Origin of the sequence: Paractinoplanes lichenicola, assembly GCF_016785085.1 — a bacterium.
In the GTDB taxonomy this organism is placed as follows: domain Bacteria; phylum Actinomycetota; class Actinomycetes; order Mycobacteriales; family Micromonosporaceae; genus Actinoplanes; species Actinoplanes lichenicola.
Genome location: NZ_JAENHO010000002.1, coordinates 126,676 through 147,451 on the forward strand (window position 1 = coordinate 126,676; position 20,776 = coordinate 147,451).

Sequence of the window (20,776 nt, forward strand, 5' to 3'; positions counted from 1 at the left end):
CGATGCCTCCCACCCGTTTCCGGGTGGGAGGCATCGGCTTTCCGGCGTCCGGCACACTCGGGCCATGAACGAGATCTCCCACCCGCTTCGCTGGCTGTTGGGTTGACGAAGCCGTCATGGGAGAACCGGACGTCGAGCTCGCGGCGCGCGCCGATTTCGAGGGGCTGTTCGTCGATGTCACTCTGGATGGCGCTGGCCCGCACACACCTGGCGAGGGCGAAGGTCGACCTCGATCGCATCCTCCAGTGGCTGGCCGACGACCAGATCGAGGTCGAGCTCCAGTGACCGGGTCATTCCGCTACCGTGTGCCGATGCGTCTCCTCTCCGGCCTGGCTCAAGCTCTGGTGGTCTGGGCAGCGGCGCTGACGGTCGTCTGGCTGATCCGTAACGTCGCCGTGTTGTGGGCGGCCCTCGCGACGGCCCTGGTAGCGGTGATCCTGCTCGGCCAGTGGCACAGCCGCCGCTCGCGCCCCGACACCGCAGTCGGCGCCTACACCGGGGCCGTGCTGTGGCCCGTGCTCTTCGGCGCCGCCCTCATCGGGATCAACATCGTCGCCAACAGTTCGAGTTACGAATAGCTGACGAGTTCCTCCAGGGCGGCCCGCGACGGCAAGTGGGTCAGCAGATGCCGGACGTTGCGGTCGGCGAAGCGGGCGTCCTCGTCGCCGGTGGCTTCGAGCGCAAGTTCCACCTGCCCGGCCACGTAGTTCTGCAGCCCGATCGCCGTCCCGCGGAAGTCGGCCAAGGTCAGCGGCCGTGTCGACCCGTAACCCTCGAGCAGGGCCCGCGCCCCGGCCTCGTTCACGCCGCCGTTCGGGTCGACGGCCCAGTTCGCCAGGGCCGCCGCCAGTTCCCATTCCGGTGGCAGCCCGGCCGCGTGCTCCCACCCGCTCACCACGAGAGTTTTCGACACCCGTACGTTCCCCGGGTTGAAGTTGTTGTGACACAGCACCGGTTCCGTGGTCGCGGCATGACAGTCCCCGATGGACTCCAGCTCGGCCAGCGCGGGCAGCGCCGCGGTCAGCACCGGGGCCCAGGCCGCCCCCTTGGCCGTGGCCGGCCCGGCCAGCTCGGCCCAGCCCCGGGTCGAGAGCCGCCGGTCGTTCCAGGGGCAGATCTCCGCCGCCGGGAACCGCAGCCCGTGCACGATCGCCAGCAGCGCCCCGACCTCGCGGGTGATGGTCGCGCTGACCGGCGCGGCGAGGGGCGGCCCGGACCGCACCGATTCGTAGACCCGCCAGCGGTGCCCGCCGATCTCTTCGACGACCCGGCCGTCGAGGCTGCGCACCGGCCGGGGCAGCGTGACCCCGGCCCGCAGCGCGGCCTCCTGGAAGCGGGTGTTCTCCTCGCCGTCGGTGACCGGATAGACGTCGTCGACGGTGCGGACCGCCCAGCGGCCCTGACCGGTCTCGAGCAGCCAGCGCCGGCCCATCTCGTCCGGCCGGGCCAGCGACCGCATCGCGACCACCGCGCCCAGCCCGTACCGGTCCGCGAGCTGCTCGGCGAGTGCCTGACCGGCTTCGACGGCGCCGCCGCGGCCACGGTCGACCTCGGCCTTGAGGTCGGCCCAGGTGCGGAAGCCGTATTGCCGGGCCAGTGCCGTCTGTGCGTCGGCCAGGGTCGCCTCGGGGCGCGTGTCGCGCAGGCCGGCCAGCAGATCTTTGGCCTGGCGGCGCAGGTGGTCGAGGTGGGGGTTGTCGGGCAGGGTCTTCATCGGAGCACCTCGCTCAGCGCCCGGACCCGCACGGGCGGTCAGAGCGTCGGCAGCCGTCGCCCAACCGAATCTCGTGGGGTGGCTTCAAGCCTTCCGGCGGGTCTCGGCGCGCTCCCCGGCACGCGTCCGAAGGTTAACCCGATCTCCACGAGGCCCGCCAGGTTTAACGTGTAAGTTCGGGGCGTGAGCGCCACCGAGTTCGATCGTCCCCGCCTCGAACTGGCCAAGGTGGCAGTCGGCTTCACCTTTGCCACAAACGGCCTCGCGTACGCGGGATGGCTGGCCCGGGCCCCCGCGGTCCGCGACGGTCTCGACCTCTCGGCGGCCGGCTTCGGGCTGCTCCTGCTGTGCCTGTCGGTGGCCGCGATCAGCGCCATCCCGCTGGCCGGCCCGCTCGTGCAGCGCTTCGGCCCGGCCAGGGCGGTGCTGATCGGCAGCACGTCGATGGTGCTCGGGCTCACCGGCCTGGCCACCGGCACCCTCGTCGGCTCGGTGCCGCTGGCCGGGCTGGGCCTGGTGCTGACCGGCATGGGCAACAGCACGTGGGACGTCGCCATGAACGTCGAGGGGGCCGACGTCGAGCGCCGCCTGGGCCGCACGATCATGCCCCGCTTCCACGCCGGCTTCAGCCTGGGCACGGTGCTCGGCGCGGCCTTCAGCGCCGTCGCGGCCGCGGTCGACCTGCCGATCTGGGCTCAGCTTTACATCACCGCGGCGCTGGCGGCGGCGGTCACGGCCCCGACCGTACGCAAATTCCTGCCCTACCACCCGCTGCCCGCCGGTGAGAAGCCCGCGATGAGCGTGGGCCAGGCCTGGCGGGAGCCCCGGACCGTGCTGATCGGCCTGGTCATGCTCGGCTTCGGCTTCACGGAGGGCACGGCCAACGACTGGCTGGCCATCGGCCTGGTCGACGGCTATCGGGCCGACGACACGATCGCCGCCATCGCGTTCGGGAGTTTCGTCACCGCGATGACGCTGGGCCGGCTCTTCGGCGGCTACGCGATCGAGCGTTGGGGCCGCGTCCTCACCCTGCGCCTCACCGCGGCGTCGGCCGCCCTCGGTCTGCTGCTGGTCGTCTCCGAGATCGCCGTCCCGTTCGCGATCGCGGGCGCGTTGCTCTGGGGCGCGGGCGCGTCGCTGGGTTTCCCGATCGGCATGAGCTCGGCCGCCGACGATCCGGCCCGCGCCGCCATCCGCGTCTCGGTGGCTGGCTCGGTCGGCTACGGCGCTTTCCTGGCCGGCCCGCCCCTGATCGGCCTGCTCGCCGAGCACGTGGGCGTCCTCCGGGCGATGCTGTGCGTCTTCGGCGCCCTGGCCCTGGGCCTGCTCGCCTCGGGCGCCACCCGGCCCATCGAGCCGGCCCCGGACGGGGTGGCGGGAAAGTCCGGGGACTGACAGCCTCGGTCCATGGCGTACGACAAGTCCGCGGTGATCAAGTCAAACGTAGAAGCCACGCCCGTACGGGTGTGGTCCGCACTGACCGACGCCGAGGCGCTCACCGCTTGGTATTGGCCGGCCTCGATGCACCCGCGCGCCCACTCCGACCCGGTCGTCGGCGGCCGTTTCGGCATCGACGCGGGCGACATGGGCTTCGCGGGGGAGTATCTCGAGCTCGACCCGCCCCGCCGCCTGGTGCAGTCGTGGCGCTGGGCCGGCGACGACCGGGACAGCCGGGTGACGATCGAGCTCACCCCGTCCGGCGCCGGCACCGATCTGCTGATCGTCCACGACCAGGTCGACGACGAGACCGCCGAGATGTACAGGGCTGGCTGGGAGAGCTGCCTGACCCGGCTGCCCGTCTATCTCTTGGCTACTTCGAGCGCAGAAAATCGGTGATCAGCCCGGCCAGCACGGCCGGCTGCTCGATCACCATCGCGTGCGAGGCGTCGGCCAGCTGGATGTATCGCGGGTGCCCGGCCGCGCGCACCTGGTCGAGCAGATAGCGCCGGTGCGCCTCGTAGAGCTCGGCGAACGGCTCCTGCTCGGGCAGGTTGCGGGTGGCCAGCACGACCAGCTCCGGGCACGACGTCGCGGCGTACACCGGGCCAAGATCAAGTTCGTTCATCAGCGTACGCAATTGGGTCGTCACCGCGGCCGAGGGGCGCATCGACGTCTCGCCGTTCTCGTGCGCGAGGTTGCGCCGGAAGCCCTCGATCCACACCTTCTCGTTGGCCCCCATGTCGCGCGCCGCCGCCTGCTGCCGCTCGACCAGGTCGGCCAGCTGATCCGCCTCGATCACCTGACCGGCCAGGGCCGCCATCCGGTCGAAGATCCCGTGCAGCCGGGCCAGCTCGGCGGCCGCCTTCTCCGGGTCCAGCCCCGGCAGCTGCGCCGGCGTGACCGGCGGCGGATTCCCGTCGAGGCTCACCACGCCCGGCGCCTCCGGATGCCGCTGACCCCACAGCGCGGCCAGCATCCCGCCGAGCGAGTGCCCCACCACGGCGGGCCGTTCGATCTCCATCTGTACGCACACCGCCGCGAGGTCGCCCAGCGCGGTGTCCCACGTCCACGAGCCCTCGCCCGAGCGCCCGTGCCCCCGCAGGTCCACGGTGATCACCCGGTGGTTCGGCCGCAGGGCGCGCGCCAGCGTGGTCATCATGGCCAGGTTGCCCCCGGCGCCGTGCAGCAACAGCAGCGGCGGCTGGTCCCCACCGAAGTCGCGGACCGCGAGCGGCACGTCGCCCGCGTCGATCAGCCGATCATTGATCATCAGAGTCTCCAGGCGAGTCGGAAGTGTCGGAAGAGTCGGAGGGCGCGGAGCGCAGCCGATCCCGTACGGCCACCGACGGCACTCCGCCGTCCGGGTGCCGGGGCAGCCGCCCGCGTTTCACCAGGTCGTGCACGCCTTGCCGGGTGATCCCGAGCATCGCGCCCGCGGTGGCATACGAGATCGACTCGAACCACGGATGCCCGACCCGCCGGGCCACCACCCGTCCGAGCGGCGAGCCCCACCACGCGGCCGGCGGGTCGAACGGCCCGTCACCGGGATAGAGGGTCGCGATCAGCCGGGCCGAGGCCATCGTCGCGGCCGTGTCGTCGCCGTCGCGCAGGGTCGACGCCCACCCGCGGGCGCGCAGCCGCACTAGCCGCCGCAGCGCGTCGACCGCGTCGTCCCCCTCGAGCAGCACCTCGAGCGGATCGAGCAGCCGCACGTCGAGGAGCCGCACGATCTGCTCGACGAGTGGGTCGTCCCGGGTCATGCCGCCATGTTCTCGGTCCTTGACGCGCGGTGTCAAGTGGCGTGAAGTCCGAAGTGCCCGCCGGTGTCGTCACTGTCCGCACATCGACCATCTCGGACGCGGCCTTCCGCTCACCCTTCCAAGACCAGTACGGTGTGCCCCGAATCTCTCGGGAAGGGATCCACTAGTGCGTGCGCTCGTCGTCGGAGTGGCTCTGCTGCTCGTCCTGACCGGCTGCGACGACAGCGAGGACAAGGCGGCCGCGGCCCCGCCACCGGCCACCGTCGTCACGCAGCCCGCGGCCTCGGCCGGTGGCGCCTGCATCCTCTGGGACTACGCCTTCATCCAGGAGAAGATCGGCGTCGCCTTCGACGTGGCCGCCTCCGACCAGGTCGCCACCACGTCGACCTGCGTCGTGCAGACCGCGGCGGCCGGCTATCCCGACCTCACCCTGTCGGTCGTGGAGAGCACCAAGGCCGGCCCGGCGCAGTTTCTCAGCGACCTGAAGCCGGCCGGCTCGACCACGCTCAAGGGGCTCGGCCAGGCGGCGTACCGGCTTTACACCCCACCCGCGGCGGGACGCGGCCCGATCATCGAGATCGGCTGGCTCAGCAAGGCGAAGCAGTTGCAGACGCTGCGCTTCACCTTCGCCGCGGACGCGACAGCCGCCGCCGTGACCGCGATGAACCCGAAGCTCATCGCCCTCGCCGAAGCGATGGACACGACGAACGGCTGACGTCCGTCTTGCCGTCCCGGCCTCAGTGGGCCGCGACGAACACCCGTGACGCGACCTCGCGAGGCAGGCGGATCTTGTCACCCGAGCGGTCTATGGTCACCCCGTCGCGCTCCTGGGCCACCGTCACCGTCGTGCCGGGGTCGATGCCCGCGGCGTGCAACTGACGCAGCACGTCGGCGTTGGTCTGCACGCTCTCGCAGATGCGCTGCACCACGACACTGCCGGTGAGCCCGGGGAACGCCAGATTGCGCTCGCCGGGGACCTCGGCGTGCTCGGCGCCGTCGCCAAAAGCGTCAAGACCGGGAATCGGATTCCCGTACGGAGATCTGGTCGGCTTGTTGAGCAGCTCGTAGACCTTCTTCTCGACCGAGTCGCTCATCACGTGCTCCCAGCGGCAGGCCTCCTCGTGGGCCTCCTCGTAGGGCATGCCGATGACGTTGACCAGCAGCAACTCGGCCAGCCGGTGCTTGCGCATGACGGCCACCGCGGTCGAGCGGCCGTCGTCGGTCAGCACCAGGTGCCGGTCGTTCTCGATGGTCAGCAGGCCGTCACGCTCCATGCGGGCGACCGTCTGGCTGACCGTGGGACCGCTCTGGTGGAGCCGCTCGGCGATGCGTGCCCGCAGCGGCGGCACACCCTCCTCCTCGAGCTCGAGGATGGTGCGCAAATACATCTCGGTGGTGTCGATCAGGTCGTGGTTGTGCAGTGACGCCTTCATGCTCCGACCTCCCAGCGGCCTCGGCGGACCGCCGGCCTCGCCCCGAACCAGGACGCAGCCGGGCTGATGACGAATTCATTCACAGTGCGGCCCTCCCAGCAGCGATAATACCTCGTTGCCGGGGGTTGACAGCCGCCCCGAGCAGGTGCAGGAAGCGTACCTGACCATCCGGGCAAGTGCCGCGAACGGAAAGCGTCGGTGGGGCGTGGCAGAGTGACCGTCATGGTGGATGCGACGACCACGGTGGTGTGGGATCGAGCTCTGCTCGACTACGACATGGGCGATCACCCGCTCAACCCGGTGCGGGTCGAGCTGACCATGGCGCTCGCCCGCGAGCTGGGCGTCCTCGACCGCCCCGGGGTCCGCATGCTCACCCCCGAGCCGGCCACCGAGGCCGACCTGACCAGGGTGCATCGCGCCGATTACCTCGAGGCCGTCCGGCACGCGCCGCTCGACCCGTTCTTCCGCGGCTGGGGTCTCAACACCGACGACAACCCGGTCTTCGACGGCATGCACGAGGCCTCCGCGCGCATCTGCGGCGCGACGATCGCGGCCGCCGAGGCCGTCTGGCACGGCACGACGACACGCGCGGTCAACGTGTCGGGTGGTTTACATCACGCTCTCGCCGCGCGGGCCGCCGGCTTCTGTGTCTACAACGATCCCGCGGTCGCCATCGCCCGCCTGCTCGACCAGGGCGCCCAGCGGGTGGCCTATGTGGATGTCGACGTGCACCACGGCGACGGCGTACAGGCCGCCTTCTACAACGACCCTCGCGTTCTGACGATCAGCCTGCACGAGTCGCCGCTCACGCTCTTCCCCGGCACGGGCTTCGCCGAGGAGACGGGCGGCCCGGGCGCCGAGGGCCTGGCGGTCAACGTGCCGCTCCCCCCGGGCACGGGCGACGCGGCCTGGCTGCGGGCCTTCCACGCGATCGTGCCCTCGGTGCTCCGCGCGTTCGCCCCCGAGATCATCTTCAGCCAGTGCGGCGCCGACGCCCATCGCCTCGACCCCCTGGCCGACCTGCGGCTCTCGGTCGACGGCCAGCGCGCGGCCTATCTGGCGATGCGCGACCTGGCCGACGAGCTGTGCGACGGCCGCTGGGTCGCGATGGGTGGCGGGGGTTACGCGCTGGTCGAGGTCGTGCCCCGCGCCTGGACCCACCTGCTGGCCGCGGTCACCGGCGCCCCGATCGACCCCGCGACCCCGACCCCCGCGCCCTGGCGCAAGCTCGCCGCCGAGCGTTGCCCGCGGGCGGTCGTCCCCGAGACGATGACCGACGGCACCGAACCGCCGGTCGAGCGCTGGCAACCCGGCACCACCCCCGACCCGGTCGACCGCGCGATCCTCGCCACTCGCACGGCCGTCTTCCCGCTGCACGGCCTCGACCCGCACGACGCGCGCGACTGAACGTTTCTCACCACCGTACGGAGAGGAGGAGGGGCATGGACATCAGCGCCGACGTCCTGCTCTCCGACGGCACCGCCGTCCACCTGCGACAGATCCGCCCGACCGACGCTCCCGCCATCGTCGAGTTCCACTCACGCATGAGCGACCGCACCCGCTACCTGCGCTATTTCTCCCCCTACCCACGCATTCCCGAGCGCGACCTCGAGCGGTTCGTCAACGTCGACCACCACGACCGCGAGGCCTTCGTCATCGTCGCCGGCCCGCGCATCATGGCGGTCGGCCGTTACGAGCGGCTCGGCCCCGACTCGCCCGAGGCCGAGGTCGCCTTCGTGGTGGAGGACGCGCATCAGGGCCGCGGCATCGGCTCGGTCCTGCTCGAGCATCTGGCCGAGGCGGCCCGGGCCAACGGCCTGACCCGGTTCGTCGCCGAGGTGCTCCCCGAGAACGCCGGCATGCTCCGCGTCTTCAGCGACTTCGGCTATCAGGTGCAGCGCAAATACGCCGACGGCGTCGTGCACCTGAGCTTCCCGATCGCCCCCACCGAGAAGTCCCGCGAGGTGCAGGAGTCGCGCGAGAAGCTGACCGAGGCCCGCTCGATCGCCCGCCTGCTGTCCCCACGCGGGGTCGCGGTCTACGGCGCCAGCGCGAGCGGCCAGGGCATCGGCGCGGCCATGCTCGGCCACCTGCGCGACGGCGGGTTCGCCGGCCCGATCGTGCCGGTGCACCGCAGCGCCGAGCGGGTGGCGGGCCTGCGGGCCTACCGGTCGGCCACCGAGGCCGGCGTCGACGTCGACCTGGCCCTGATCGCCGTGCCGCCCGAGGGGGTCGACGCCGCGGTGGCCGACGCGGCCGCGTGCGGCGTGGGCGGGCTGGTGGTGGTCTCCGCGGGGTTCGCCGAGACCGGTCCCGAGGGCGCGTCCGCGCAGCGGGCCCTGATCGAGGGCGCCCACGCCGCCGGGATGCGCGTGGTCGGCCCCAACAGCATGGGAGTGGCGAACACCGACCCCGCCGTACGGTTGAACGCCACGCTCGCCCCACGCCTGCCGGCCGCCGGCCGGGTCGGGTTCTTCAGCCAGAGCGGTGCGCTCGGTGTCGCCCTGCTGGCCGAGGCCGACCGCCGTGGCCTGGGCCTGTCCAGCTTCGTCTCGGCGGGCAACCGGGCCGACGTCTCCGGCAACGACCTCCTGCAGTATTGGCAGGACGACCCCGGCACCGACGTCGTCATGCTCTATCTCGAGACGTTCGGCAACCCGCGCAAGTTCGCCCGCCTGGCCCGCCGCATGAGCCGGGTCAAACCGGTGGTCGCCGTCTCGTCGGCCACCCGCCCGCCCGGCCTGGCCGGTGACCTGCCCGGCCCCGACGTGCACGCGGTCACCGCGCTGTTCGCCCGCTCGGGCGTGATCCGGGTCGACACCGTGCAGGAGATGTTCGACGTCGGCCTGCTGCTGGCCCACCAGCCCCTGCCCACCGGCCGCCGGGTGGCCGTGGTCGGCAACTCCTCCGCCCTGTCCGAGCTGGCCGTGGCCGCCTGCCGGGCCAACGGCCTGACCGTCGCCGAGGGCTATCCGCTCGACATCAGCCCGCAGGCCGGCGCCCACGACTTCGCCGACGCGCTGGCCGACGCGGCCGTCGACGACCGCGCCGACGCCCTGGTCGTGGTGTTCGCGCCGCCCCTGCCCGGCCAGCTCGCCGACGAGGACGCCGACTTCGCCGCGGCCCTGGGCAGCGTGGCCCTGGCCGGTGAGAAGCCGACGGTCGCCACGTTCCTGCTGGGCAGCCTGCCCCCGCGCGTCCCGGCCTATCCCTCGGTCGAGGAAGCCGTGCGCGCCCTGGGCCGGGTGGCGACGTATTCGGAGTGGCTGCGCCGCCCGCCGGGCCGGCTGCCCGTGCTCGACGACGTCGACGTCGCGGCGGCCCACGTCGACGGCCCGCCGTCCGAGCTGCTCGCCGCCTACGGCATCGACGTGGTGCCGTCCACGCTCGCGGCCGGCGTCGACGAGGCGATCGCGGCCGCGTCGGCCCTGGGCTATCCGGTGGCGCTCAAGGCGGCCGGCGGCGCCCTGCGGCATCGCATCGACCTCGGCGCGGTCCGGCTCGCGCTCGCCGACGAGGATGACGTGCGCACGGCGTACGGGGAATTGTCCGCCGCCTTCGGCCCCGACGTGCTGGTCCAGACGATGGTCCCGGCCGGGGTGGCCTGCCGCATCGAGGTGATGGAGGATCCGGCGTTCGGCCCGGTCGTCGGGTTCGGGCTCGGTGGTGTCGCCAGTGAGCTGCTGGGCGACCTGGCCTGGCGGGCCGCCCCGCTGACCGACCGGGCGGCCGAGGCCCTGGTCGTCGAGCCGCGGGCGGCCCCGCTGCTGCACGGTTATCGCGGCTCGGCCCCGGTCGACCGCGAGGCGCTGATCGACCTGCTGCTGCGGGTGGGCCGTCTCGCCGACGACCATCCCCGCCTGCGAGGCCTGTCGCTCAACCCGGTGCTGGCCCGCCCCGACGGCTTCTCGGTGCTGCATGTCGCCACCGAGATCGGCGACCCCGCCCTGCGCCCCGACACCGGCCCCCGCCGCCTCCGCAGCCCCTGACTCGCCCGCCGCCCGCCGCCGCAGCCCCTGACGCGCCCGCCGCCCGCCGCCCGCCGCCGCCCCTGACTCGCCCGCCCTCGGCCGCCCCCGTGGCCCCTGACGCGCGACCGCCCGGTCGAGCCGTGAGGCCCGCCGGGCGGTCGGAGTTTGTCGCGTGCCTCAGCCGGCGTAGGCCTCGAGGCGGGAGGCGCGCTCCGGGTCGCGGAGCTTGAGCATGGTGACCTTCTCGATCTGGCGGATGCGCTCGCGGCTCAGGCCGAACTCGCGGCCGACCTCGTCGAGGGTGCGCTGGCGGCCGTCGTCGAGGCCGAAGCGCAGCCGGATGACGGCCGACTCGCGCTCGCTCAGGGTGGCCAGCACGATCTCGACCTCGCTGCGCAGCTCGCCCTGGCCGGCACCGGCGCCGGGCTGGTTCTGGTCGACCGCGGCCACGAAGTCGCCGAGCGCGCTCTCCCCGTCCTCACCGACCGCCTGGTCGAGGCTGACCGGCTCCCGGTCGTACGAGATGAGCTCGATGACCTGGAACTCGGGCACACCCATGGCCTGGGCGATCTCGGCGATGCTGGGCTCGCGGCCGAGCGTCGCGGCCAGGTCGCGGCGGCTGCGGACCATGCGGTTGACCTGCTCGACCATGTGCACCGGGATGCGGATGGTGCGGGCCTGGTCGGCCATGGCGCGGGTGATGGCCTGCCGGATCCACCAGGTTGCGTACGTGGAGAACTTGTAGCCCTTGGTGTAGTCGAACTTCTCGACCGCGCGGATCAGACCCAGGTTGCCCTCCTGGATCAGGTCGAGGAAGGCCATGCCCCGCCCGGTGTAGCGCTTCGCGATGCTCACGACGAGCCGCAGGTTGGCCTCGAGCAGGTGGTTCTTGGCGGCCTTGCCCTCCGCGACGATGATCTGCAGGAGGAGAGCCAGGTCGTCGCCCGCCTCCGGAAGCTTCTCCTCCGCGTACAGGCCGGCCTCGATGCGCTTGGAGAGCTCGACCTCTTCGACCGCGGTCAGCAGCCGGGTGCGGCCGATGCCGTTCAAGTAGGCACGAACCAGGTCGGCGGAAACGCCACGCTCGTCCGTCGCGTCCAGGTCGGTCAGAAGCTCGACACCATCGGTCATGCTGTTCTCAACGGCAACCGCCGCCTTGGACTCCGACGCCTTCATCTGCAGGACCACCTTTCAGTCCCCTCCCCGCTGAATAACCGTCTCGTGCGTTCCCAGCCCTTGCGTGCCGGTGATCGATAGCTTGGCCTGGAGCGCGTTAAGCCGAGGTGAGGCAAGCGTCCAGGTGGCATGAATCAGGGAGAACCCTGACGTCGCCAAGCCGACAAGTGACCGGATTGCCGGTACTCGTCGCGTGTTGCGCGCCGATACTGTTCCCCAAACGCCCTCGAGGAGGAGATGGTTCAGTGGTCTTCAAAAAACTGATGCAGGCAATGGGTGTCGGCGGCCCGTCGGTCGAAACGGTGCTGGCCAACCCCAATTGCCGGCCCGGCGGAATTCTTGAGGGCCAGGTCCACGTCATGGGTGGAGACCACGCCGTCGACGTCGAATATGTGGCAATTGGGCTGATGACCCGGGTCGAAGTCGAGAGTGGCGACAGCGAATACAACACGAATCAGGAGTTTCACCGGCAGCGATTGACCGGTTCGTTCCGGCTTGACCCCGGTGCCCGTTATGACGTGCCGTTCCGCTTCGATGTGCCTTGGGAAACGCCGATCACCGAGGTCTATGGGCAGCGCCTGCACGGCATGACCATGGGCCTGGCCACCGAGCTCGAGGTCGCGCGGGCCGTCGACAAGTCCGACCTCGACGCCGTCATGGTGCACCCGCTGCCCGCTCAGGAGCGCATTCTGGACGCGCTGCTGCGGCTCGGCTTCCGCTTCAGCAAGGCCGACGTCGAGCGCGGCCGGGTCTACGGCGTCCAGCAGCACCTGCCGTTCTACCAGGAGATCGAGTTCTACCCGCCGTCGGCGTACGCGAGCGGCATCAACCAGCTCGAACTCACGTTCATCGCCACCCCGCACCAGCTCCAGGTCGTCCTGGAGATCGACAAGCGGGGCGGGGTGTTCACCGAGGGCCGCGACGCGTTCGGCCGCTTCGACGTCGACTACGCGACCGTCGACCAGGTGGACTGGGCCGGTCAGCTCGACAACTGGCTGCGGCAGTCGGCGCAGCGGCGCGGCCTGTTCTTCTGATCCACCGCTGAGCGTGGGGCTCCTACAACTCGAGCAGAATTGTGCGGGGCCCCACGTTCACGCTCTCGACCAGCATGTGCGCGCGGAACCGACCGGTCTCGACCGTCGCGCCGCGAGAGCGCAAAGCTTCCACGTACGCCGTGACGAGCGGCTCGGCGACCTCAGCCGGCGCGGCGGCGTTCCAGGTGGGGCGGCGCCCCTTGCGCGCGTCGCCGTAGAGCGTGAACTGGCTGACCACCAGCAGCGGGGCGGTTCTGTCGGCGGCTGACGCCTCGTCGTCCAAAATGCGCAGCTCGTACGTCTTACGGGCCAGTTCGGCGGCCTTGGCCGGGGTGTCGTCATGGGTCACCCCGACCAGCACGAGCAACCCGTCCTCGATCTTGCCGACGACCTCGTCGTCCACCGTCACACTCGCCCGGCTGACCGTCTGCACCAGTGCTCGCATTACCTGACCCCTCGTACGCGTGCCGCCGCCACGGGCAGCAGGCCGACCTCGTCCGCGGACATCGTGCTCTGCCGTGACCGCATCGCCACCGCCTCGTCCAACTTCCGAAGCGGATCGCCGGGCGCGAGTTCGAGGAAAAGGTCGAGCATGTCGCCGACCCGTTCGTGGATCGGGTGCTCGATCGCCCCGGTCGCCACCTGCGCGAGGATCAACGCCGTGAACGCGGTGTCCAGGTCGGGCTCGCCGTCCCGGGCGTTCCGCCAGTCGATCACCACGGGCCCGCCTGCCGTGATGACCACGTTCTCGGGGTGCAGGTCGAGGTGCAGAACCGACTGCTCGTCCCCGGAGATCGAGGGCAGCGAGTGCAGCCGGGTCAGCAGGTCGGCGAGGATAGCGGCCCCGTCCTCCATCAGCATGCTCCCGGCCAGCAACACGGTCGCCATCGTCGGCCCGTCGAGCCGCTCGAGCACCAGGTCGGCCCCGCCGGCCGCGTGCACCTGGGGCACCGGAAAACCGTGGTCGCCCACATGCCGCATGACCAGCGCCTCGGGCCCGGTGTCGCCGCCGTCCCGATACCGCCGGAGCACCGTGCCGTCCGCAAGCGCATAAACGTCGGCTTCCCGCCCGAACGCGAACGGCTCGCCCAACTCCTCAGGCACCGAAACACCAGTCACGCCGGTGACGCTAGCCCACACCCCGGGCCACGGGTGACCCTGCGCTACTCAGTGTCTGCTGTGTTCGCGACCGCGTGTGGCCGCCGCCCGCGGTCGCGTCGCGCGGACGGGCGGCCGCGCGGTCAGTCGACGGCGTTGCTGCTGGAGTCGCTGGTGTAGCTGTCCACCGGCGTCTCCATCGCGCCCGTGGTGGCGTCACCGGTCGTGGTGTTGGCGACGCCCGGCCCGGAGCGCGGCTGCGTCCGGAAGCTGTTCGGCCCCGCCGTCCCACCGGTCGTGGTCATCACACCGTGCTCCGGATGCGGCCCGCCGTCGCGAAGCTGATCGGTGTCGGTGCCCGCGGCGAGCGTGCTGGACAGACCGGGGTCGTCGTCACCCTTCTCGGGGCGGTACGTCTCAGGCTCGTCAAGAGCCCCCGGGGCGTAGTCGCTCCCCAGAATCTCCCGCTCGATGTTCTCCTGCGAGTCGCTCATAACTCTGCCCTCCCGACAGTTCGGCGGCACCCAACGTGCCCCGCCCGGCACGAGGTAAACCGAGGTGACGTGGCGCACGGTCATCATGCTCGCTCCCGGACGACGCCGGAACCCGCCAACTGCGCCCGGGCGGGAAGCACGCTGCCCACCAGTGCCAGCAGCAGGCACGCTCCCACCGCGGCTCCCGCAATCGTCCACGGCACGGTCAGCGCCACGGACGTGCCCGTCTGCTCCCGGAACCCCGCCGCCGTGCCCCACAGCGCCAGCAGGGCGGCCGCTCCGCCGAGCACCGAGCCGATCAGAACCACCAGCACCGACTCGCCGGCCACGGTCACCAGCACCTGACGTGGCGTCGCGCCGGCCAGCCGCAGCAGCCGATAGTCGTTCGCCCGCCGCCCGGTCGCCATGAAGAGCGTGTTCGCCACGGCCAGCGCCCCATAGCCCACGGACACCCCGATCAGCAGCAGCGTGAAAATCCACACCAGACGATCCTCCTCCGAGCCGAACTCCCGCGCGTACGTGCCGACGTCGACGAACCGCCCCCCGACCGGCGCCGCCGAGGCCGCTCCGGAGGTCACCGGAAGGGCCGAGGCCAGCGCGGACGGATCGTGCCTACGCACCACCTCACGAGCGAGCACAATCTCGCCGGGAGCTCGGTCGTCCGGCACCACCGCCGCCACGCGCAGCCGCAGCCGCTCCCCATCCACGAACCCGAGGTCAACCGACTGCCCGACCCCGCTACCCAACTGCGCGGCCCGCGACTGATTGAGGACAACGCTCCCCGAATCAGGCGGCCCACCACCTCCGCCGGGACCGCTGGCACTGTCCGGCTCGTCGACCCCGCCCGGGCTGCCCGCGCTGTCCGGGTGAATCGTGCGGCTCGGGTCACCCAGGCTGCCCGTGCTCCCCGGCCTACCCGTGCTCCCTGGGCTGCCCGTGCTGCCCGGGCCACCCGGGCTCCCTGAGCTGGCTGTGCTGCGCGGGCCACCTGGGCCGCCCGTACTTTCTGGGCCGGCTCTGCCGTTGTGGCTGGGGCTGTCCAGCGCACCTGGGTCGGGGGCCACGCCGGTGGCGGTCAAGGCGGTGCCGTTCACGTAGACGGTGGTTTGCAGCGTCGCCGTGGGTGCCGCCGAGTCGGGCAGACCGGGTGTCCCGTCGGGGACGAGCATCGTGCCGGCCTGGGCCGCGTCGGCTCGTCGATCGGCGTAGGCCCGCTCGGCGGTTTGCGTGTTGCCCGCGATGAAAACCGCGAAGGCGACCGTGAGCAGAACCGGCGCCGCCGTCGAGGCAGTGCGCCGCGAACCGGTCAGCGCGCTCTCCCGGATCACGGTTGCGAGCGCGTTCCCGGCCGGTCGCAGGATCACCCGCACGATCAGCAGCACCACCGCCGGCGCGAGCAGCGTGGCCGCGACGACCAGCGCCATCGCGGCCAGCAACGCGTAGGTCCCGAGATCGGCCAGGTCATCGGTCATCACGGTCGCTGCCGCGGCGCCCAGCCCGACCACTGCGCACCCCAGACCGGCGACCCAGCGAACTCGCGTCATCGGCCGCATCTCGACGTCGGCACTGCGCAGCGCGTCGAGCGGTCGCACACGGGAGGCCCGCCGCGCGGCGGTCAGCCCACCGGCGATCGCCACTACCGGTCCGATCAGGACGCCGGCGAGCAGCGGCCAAAGCTGCACCCGCGCCTGGAACGACTCGGGCTCGAACCCCGCGTCGACCAGCACGCCGCCGACCCACGGCGAGAGCACCCGGCCGAGCACCGCCCCGGTCGCCCCCGCGGCCAGGCCGACCAACGCCGCCTCGCGCAACACGGTGAACCTGACCTGCCGAGGTGTTGCGCCGACCGCCCGCAACAGGCCGATCTCGCGGCGACGCTGATGGACGGACAGGGCCAGGGTGGACGCGATCACGAAGACGCACGAGAACACGGAGAGCGCCGTCATCCCGCTCAGCACCTGCATGCCGATCCACCTCGTGCGGGCGTCGTCCCGTGGCTCGAGGTCGCCCAGCGTCGAGCCGTGCAGCACCCGCGCGCCGCCCGCGGCCACTCGAACGGCCCGAGGATCGGGATTTCCGGTCAACCCGATCACCCGTACGCCGGGGGCCAGCCGGGCGGCCTCGGCATCCGCGACATACAGGCGGGGCGCGTCGATCAACCCGGTGACCGTCCACATCGCCGGACCGGTGGCGGTCAGGATCGTCACGGTTCCGCCGGCAGGAACGCCGAGATCGCGGTCGAGGACGACCTCGCGGGCCGCGCCGGCGGGACGCCCCGCCACCAGCCTGTCGCCGGCGAGAGCGCCGCTGGCCCACCCGTGCCCCTCCTGGATCTCGGCGACCGGACGCCCCGACACCACCGGCTGCGCGTAGAACTGTCGATCCGCGACCGCCGCCTCGACGCCCGGAACAGCGGACAGCCGGTCGGCCAGCGCCTCGGCCTCACCGGACGACCACGGTCTCGTCTCGGGGAACGGGTCGGCCGGGGTGGTGACGCCGGGACTCTGCACGGCGACCGTCACCGCGGCGAACCGATCCGGCCGCTCGGACACGGCCGAGGTCAGCAGCGTGAGGGTCAGCGTGACCACCGCCGCGCCGAAGAGAACCGCGACGAACGCCCCCAACCGGTCTCGTGCCAACATGTCGCTCCGTCGGAGCCGGCTCAGCGCTTCGGCCCAGGGGCCGCGCGTCACCATGTCGCCTCGGCTCGGGTCATGCGGGCCGCGATCGCCTCGGCCGAGGCGCCGTCGAGCCGGTCGACGAGCCGGCCGTCGGTGAGCAGCAGCACCGAGTCGGCCACGGCGGCGGCCACCGGGTCGTGCGTCACCATCACGATCGTCTGGCCCCGGACGGTTGCCAGCTCCCGCAGCAGCTCGAGGACGCGCCGGGACGTCTGATTGTCGAGTGCGCCGGTCGGCTCGTCGGCGAAGATCACGGCGGGCTTGGTGACCATGGCCCGGGCGATCGCGACCCGTTGCTGCTGGCCGCCAGAGAGCTCGACCGGGCGATGCCGGGCCCGATCGGCGAGGCCGACGTCGCCGAGCGCGGCGGCCACGTCGGCCGGGCTGAGGCGGCGGCCTGCGAGCCGGGCGGGCAGAGCGACATTCTGCGCGGCGGTCAGCGACGAGATCAGGTTGAAGGCCTGGAACACGAAGCCGATCCGCTCGCGGCGCAGCACCGTCAGGCCGGTCTCGTCGAGCTCGCCCAGGTGGACCCCGTCGACCGTCACCTCGCCGGACGTCGGACGGTCGAGACCGGCCACGCAATGCAGCAGTGTGGACTTGCCGGAGCCGGACGGGCCCATCACCGCCGTGAAGGTGCCCGCGGCGAGGTCGACGGTGACGCCGTCGAGCGCGGTCACCCGGCTCGGGCCGGCGTCGTACTCCCTTCGGAGCTCTCTGATCGAAACCATCGGTGTCGTCATGGCGGAAAGCTTCTCGACTTCCGGATCGGATGTCGTCAACCCGTGGTTCGGCGGAATCGCGGCGAAAAATCGAACCGTGGGTTGACGCGCCGGGTCGTCGCGGCTCGTTAACGTCGCTCGCGTGACTGCCGCATCGCCTTCCTTCCTCATCCGGAGGCTCAGCCGCGGTCAGCTGCTCGCCATCGACGCGCTGCTGGCCGTGGCGGCCGTCGTCCTCGGCTTGTTCGCGGCCGGCGACACGTCGTCGGCCGCTCAGGCGACCTGGGTCGAGCCGGCTTGGCTGACCGCGTTGATCGGGCTCGCGCTCGGGGTGCCCGTCGCGTTCCGTCGGCTGTGGCCGGTCGCCATGACGGCGGTGGTCCTGGTCGTCGGAGCATTCGCCGTCGTCTCCGGCGCGATCCCGAGTTACGCGGGCGCGGCGCCGATCGTGTCCATAGGCCTGGTCCTCTACACCGTCGGGGTCGAGCTGCCGCGCCGGCGATCGGTGCCCGTCGTCGTGCTGAGCGTTCTGATCCTGGTGGTGTCGTTCGCCGTCGCGGAGGGCTCTTCGTTCGAGCTGCTGGTCGTGGCTTGGATGGTGGCCGCGTTCTGGGCGGTCGGCCGCACGGTGCGCGAGCGTCGCGCGCATGCGGCCTCCCGAGCGGAGCAGGCCACGGCCCTCGCCGTCGAGCAGGAGCGACTTCGCCTGGCCCGCGAGCTGCACGACATCGTCGCGCACAGCATGAGCATGATCGCGATCAAGGCCGCCGTAGCCGACCACGTGGGCGACGACCGTCCGGAGGAGATGCGGGCCGCGTTGCGGGTGATCGGGACGACGAGCCGGCAGACGCTGGGAGAGATCAGGCGAGCGCTCGCCCTGGTCCGCACGGAGGCTGCCTTGCAACCCGCGCCGACCCTGGCCGACCTGCCCGACCTGGCCGACAACGCGCGGTCGACGGGGCTGGCGGTCGATCTCGAGGTCCACGTGGAGGAGGAGCTGCCGAGCGATGTGGCGCTTTCCGCTTACCGGTTGGCCCAGGAGGCGCTGACAAATGTGGTCAAGCATTCCGGCGCGGCCACCTGCCGGGTCGAGGTGACGGGCGAACCGGGCGAGGTGAGCATCCGGGTCACCGATGACGGCGCGGGTGCCGGCTCGATTGGGCTGCCCGGCAGCGCCGCGGGTGACGCGCGGCAGGGAGCGCTGTCCGGGCGTGACGAGCCGATCGGGCAGGGGCTCATCGGCATGCGAGAGCGGGCCGCGCAGTTCGGCGGCGAGTTCAGAGCCGGCCCGAGACCAGGCCGCGGCTGGGAAGTCGCGGCGACACTGCGCTTCGGCTCGTGAAAAGGCGACCACGTGCTGAGCGCCATGAAGATGTTCGGAGCGTTGTGAGCGGGGCCAGGGACGCGGCAAGTGGAGACGGCGTCGATGACATGGGCGAAAAGGCCGAAATTCGGGTGGTGATCGCGGATGATCATGCGTTGGTGCGGGGGAGCTTTCGGCTGCTGATCGATCACACGCCGGGGCTCACCTGTGTGGGGGAGGCGAGCACGGGGCGGCAGGCGGTCGAGGTGGCTCGGCGGGAGCGACCCGACGTGCTGTTGATGGACGTGCGAATGCCCAAGATGAACGGCGTCGAGGCCACGCGGGAGATCTGCCAGGGCCCCCACGCGCTGGACACCAAGGTGATCGTGCTGACCACGTTCGACCTCGACGAATACGTGGTCGGCGGGTTCCGGGCGGGCGCCAGCGGCTTCCTGATCAAAGACGTGCCGCCGCACGAGCTGATCGACGGGATCCGGACGGTCGTGGCGGGCGACCGGCTGCTCGCGCCCGGGCCGTTGCGCCGGTTGATCGAGGCCCATGTCGCGACACCCGACCGGCCGGTCACTCCGCTGCCGCAGATCACCGGGCGGGAGCGCGAGGTGCTGGTGCTCGTGGCCCAGGGGTTCTCGAACGATCAGATCGCGTCGCGGCTCGGGGTCTCGATGTCCACGGTCAAGACGCACATCAACCGGCTGCTCACCAAGCTCGACGGCCGCGACCGCACCCACCTGGTGATCGCCGCCTACGAGAGCGGCCTGCGATGACCGCCGGAGCGGCCCGGCCCGAGGTTGGTGACAGAAGGGCCGGACCTGCGAGGATGAGCGCCATGACGCTTTCGCTGCCGATCGACGCCGAGGCCAACCAGCTGCTGTCCACCGACCCGCTGGCGTTGCTGATCGGCATGGTGCTCGATCAGCAGATCCCGCTCGAGAAGGCGTTCAGCTCGCCGTTCGTGCTGGCCCAGCGGCTCGGGCACGCGCCGACGGCGGTCGAACTGGCGGAGTTCGACCCCGAGGCGCTCATCGCGATCTTCGCCAAGCCGCCGGCGTTGCACCGGTTCCCCAAGGCGATGGCGGCGCGGGTGCAGGATGTCTGCCGGGCCCTCGTCGATCGGTACGACGGCGCGGCGGTCAACTTGTGGACCGGCGTCGACGACGGCGGGGAGCTGCTCAAGCGGGTGGCGTCGCTGCCGGGGTTCGGCAAGCAGAAGTCGCAGATCTTCGTGGCGCTGCTCGGCAAGCAGTACGGCGTGCAGCCGGCCGGCTGGCGTGCGGCCGCCGGTGGGTACGGCGAGGAGGGCTCGTTCAAGTCGGTGGCCGACATCGTCGACGACCAGTCGCTGGGCAAGGTGCGCGCCTACAAGAAAGAAATGAAGGCCGCCGCCAAGGCTTGACCGGGTGGTTCGGCGGTTGGTCGGGGGCACGCTGGGCGCACCGGCAAGAACGGTGCAAGTATGAGGGGTCGATCGGAGACCCATCGTGAAGAAGCAGCCGGACCGAGCGGTTCTGATCACGAACGCTGAGCGCAGCCCGGATGATCAGTTCCGCAGCCGGCAGATCCGCTACGTGACGATGATGGGCATCCGCGCCGCCTGCGTGGTCATCGGCGCGATCCTGGTCAGTGCCCGGCCGCCGTTGTTGCCGCTCTGGCTGATCCTCTGCGCCGCGGGCATGGTGTTCCTGCCGTGGGCGGCCGTGCTCATCGCCAACGACCGCCCCGCCAAGACCAAGGCCGAGCGCGCCGCCTCGGCCGCCGCCCGCGAGGCGCCGCCGCAGACGATGCTCCCGCAGCATTCCGCCGAGCAGACCGAATACCTGACCATCGATCTCGAGCCGACCGAGACCGGCGAGCGCTGGATCCCCACCGAGCCCCGCGGCCGCGAAAAAAGCTAGGCCGAGCCCTGCGGCCGCGAAAAAGGTTAGGCCAGCC

General features: G+C 71.6%; 21 protein-coding genes. 11 read left to right on the forward strand and 10 right to left on the reverse strand.

Annotation, left to right across the window (positions count from 1 at the left end; genetic code table 11):
• The first annotated feature begins 311 nt into the window (after positions 1-311).
• Positions 312-578, forward strand: a complete 267-nt coding sequence (locus tag JKJ07_RS05125; RefSeq protein WP_202990085.1) for a hypothetical protein — start codon at positions 312-314, stop codon at positions 576-578.
• On the opposite strand, the gene JKJ07_RS05130 is transcribed toward JKJ07_RS05125, so the two are convergent.
• Entirely contained in the window at positions 569-1,714 is a 1,146-nt protein-coding gene (locus tag JKJ07_RS05130; RefSeq protein WP_202990086.1) for a phosphotransferase, read from the reverse strand. The genes JKJ07_RS05125 and JKJ07_RS05130 overlap by 10 nt on opposite strands.
• 183 nt (positions 1,715-1,897) lie before the next feature.
• Between JKJ07_RS05130 and JKJ07_RS05135 the strand changes: the two genes are divergently transcribed.
• Positions 1,898-3,109 (forward strand): MFS transporter, encoded by a 1,212-nt coding sequence (locus JKJ07_RS05135; RefSeq protein WP_202990087.1) that lies wholly within the window; start codon positions 1,898-1,900, stop codon positions 3,107-3,109.
• Positions 3,110-3,121: 12 nt separating this feature from the next.
• A complete protein-coding gene (locus JKJ07_RS05140; protein ID WP_202990088.1) occupies positions 3,122-3,550 on the forward strand; it encodes an SRPBCC family protein in 429 nt (142 codons plus the stop codon).
• Here JKJ07_RS05140 and JKJ07_RS05145 read toward each other — a convergent pair.
• Together JKJ07_RS05145 and JKJ07_RS05150 are read right to left on the reverse strand one after the other, a co-directional pair.
• Positions 3,525-4,424 (reverse strand): alpha/beta fold hydrolase, encoded by a 900-nt coding sequence (locus JKJ07_RS05145; RefSeq protein ID WP_202990089.1) that lies wholly within the window; start codon positions 4,422-4,424, stop codon positions 3,525-3,527. The two genes, JKJ07_RS05140 and JKJ07_RS05145, sit on opposite strands and share 26 nt — an antisense overlap.
• Positions 4,414-4,914, reverse strand: coding sequence for a hypothetical protein (locus JKJ07_RS05150; RefSeq protein ID WP_202990090.1), 501 nt, complete (start codon positions 4,912-4,914; stop codon positions 4,414-4,416). Before JKJ07_RS05150 ends, JKJ07_RS05145 begins: the two co-directional genes overlap by 11 nt.
• 166 nt (positions 4,915-5,080) lie before the next feature.
• Between JKJ07_RS05150 and JKJ07_RS05155 the strand changes: the two genes are divergently transcribed.
• The gene (locus JKJ07_RS05155) at positions 5,081-5,629 is read left to right on the forward strand and encodes a hypothetical protein (RefSeq protein WP_202990091.1); all 549 of its coding nucleotides are present in this window, start codon (positions 5,081-5,083) and stop codon (positions 5,627-5,629) included.
• A 22-nt stretch (positions 5,630-5,651) separates the two neighbouring features.
• Here JKJ07_RS05155 and JKJ07_RS05160 read toward each other — a convergent pair whose 3' ends face one another.
• Entirely contained in the window at positions 5,652-6,347 is a 696-nt protein-coding gene (locus JKJ07_RS05160) for an iron-dependent transcriptional repressor DtxR (RefSeq protein ID WP_202990092.1), read from the reverse strand.
• A 222-nt stretch (positions 6,348-6,569) separates the two neighbouring features.
• Between JKJ07_RS05160 and JKJ07_RS05165 the strand changes: the two genes are divergently transcribed.
• Both JKJ07_RS05165 and JKJ07_RS05170 read left to right on the forward strand, forming a co-directional pair.
• Positions 6,570-7,754: an acetoin utilization protein AcuC gene (locus JKJ07_RS05165; RefSeq protein ID WP_236028427.1), complete on the forward strand. Its 1,185-nt coding sequence runs from the start codon at positions 6,570-6,572 to the stop codon at positions 7,752-7,754.
• A 35-nt stretch (positions 7,755-7,789) separates the two neighbouring features.
• Entirely contained in the window at positions 7,790-10,336 is a 2,547-nt protein-coding gene (locus tag JKJ07_RS05170; protein WP_202990093.1) for a bifunctional acetate--CoA ligase family protein/GNAT family N-acetyltransferase, read from the forward strand.
• A 159-nt stretch (positions 10,337-10,495) separates the two neighbouring features.
• On the opposite strand, the gene sigB is transcribed toward JKJ07_RS05170, so the two are convergent.
• Positions 10,496-11,449: an RNA polymerase sigma factor SigB gene (sigB, locus tag JKJ07_RS05175; RefSeq protein WP_202990094.1), complete on the reverse strand. Its 954-nt coding sequence runs from the start codon at positions 11,447-11,449 to the stop codon at positions 10,496-10,498.
• A 290-nt stretch (positions 11,450-11,739) separates the two neighbouring features.
• Here sigB and JKJ07_RS05180 point away from each other — a divergent pair, with 290 nt between their 5' ends.
• Positions 11,740-12,528: a sporulation protein gene (locus JKJ07_RS05180; protein WP_202990095.1), complete on the forward strand. Its 789-nt coding sequence runs from the start codon at positions 11,740-11,742 to the stop codon at positions 12,526-12,528.
• 22 nt (positions 12,529-12,550) lie between these two features.
• Here JKJ07_RS05180 and dtd read toward each other — a convergent pair whose 3' ends face one another.
• From dtd to JKJ07_RS05205, 5 genes are all read right to left on the reverse strand, one after another.
• Positions 12,551-12,973 carry a D-aminoacyl-tRNA deacylase gene (gene dtd / locus JKJ07_RS05185; protein ID WP_202990096.1) on the reverse strand — a complete coding sequence of 141 codons (423 nt, stop codon included), beginning with the start codon at positions 12,971-12,973 and terminating at the stop codon, positions 12,551-12,553.
• Complete coding sequence (locus JKJ07_RS05190; RefSeq protein WP_307834122.1) at positions 12,973-13,647, reverse strand: phosphotransferase; 675 nt, start codon at positions 13,645-13,647, stop codon at positions 12,973-12,975. The genes dtd and JKJ07_RS05190 overlap by 1 nt, the downstream gene beginning before the upstream one ends.
• 122 nt (positions 13,648-13,769) lie before the next feature.
• A complete protein-coding gene (locus tag JKJ07_RS05195) occupies positions 13,770-14,120 on the reverse strand; it encodes a hypothetical protein (RefSeq protein ID WP_202990098.1) in 351 nt (116 codons plus the stop codon).
• A gap of 83 nt (positions 14,121-14,203) precedes the next feature.
• The gene (locus tag JKJ07_RS05200; protein WP_202990099.1) at positions 14,204-16,762 is read right to left on the reverse strand and encodes an ABC transporter permease; all 2,559 of its coding nucleotides are present in this window, start codon (positions 16,760-16,762) and stop codon (positions 14,204-14,206) included.
• Positions 16,763-16,809: 47 nt separating this feature from the next.
• The gene (locus tag JKJ07_RS05205; protein ID WP_202990100.1) at positions 16,810-17,544 is read right to left on the reverse strand and encodes an ABC transporter ATP-binding protein; all 735 of its coding nucleotides are present in this window, start codon (positions 17,542-17,544) and stop codon (positions 16,810-16,812) included.
• Positions 17,545-17,665: 121 nt separating this feature from the next.
• On the opposite strand from JKJ07_RS05205, the gene JKJ07_RS51595 reads away from it, so the two are divergent.
• From JKJ07_RS51595 to JKJ07_RS05225, 4 genes are all read left to right on the forward strand, one after another.
• A complete protein-coding gene (locus JKJ07_RS51595; protein ID WP_202990101.1) occupies positions 17,666-18,865 on the forward strand; it encodes a sensor histidine kinase in 1,200 nt (399 codons plus the stop codon).
• 89 nt (positions 18,866-18,954) lie between these two features.
• Complete coding sequence (locus tag JKJ07_RS05215; protein ID WP_202990102.1) at positions 18,955-19,611, forward strand: response regulator; 657 nt, start codon at positions 18,955-18,957, stop codon at positions 19,609-19,611.
• 62 nt (positions 19,612-19,673) lie between these two features.
• Positions 19,674-20,240, forward strand: coding sequence for an HhH-GPD-type base excision DNA repair protein (locus JKJ07_RS05220; protein ID WP_202990103.1), 567 nt, complete (start codon positions 19,674-19,676; stop codon positions 20,238-20,240).
• 85 nt (positions 20,241-20,325) lie between these two features.
• Positions 20,326-20,739: a DUF3099 domain-containing protein gene (locus JKJ07_RS05225; protein WP_202990104.1), complete on the forward strand. Its 414-nt coding sequence runs from the start codon at positions 20,326-20,328 to the stop codon at positions 20,737-20,739.
• Positions 20,740-20,776 lie beyond the last annotated feature (37 nt).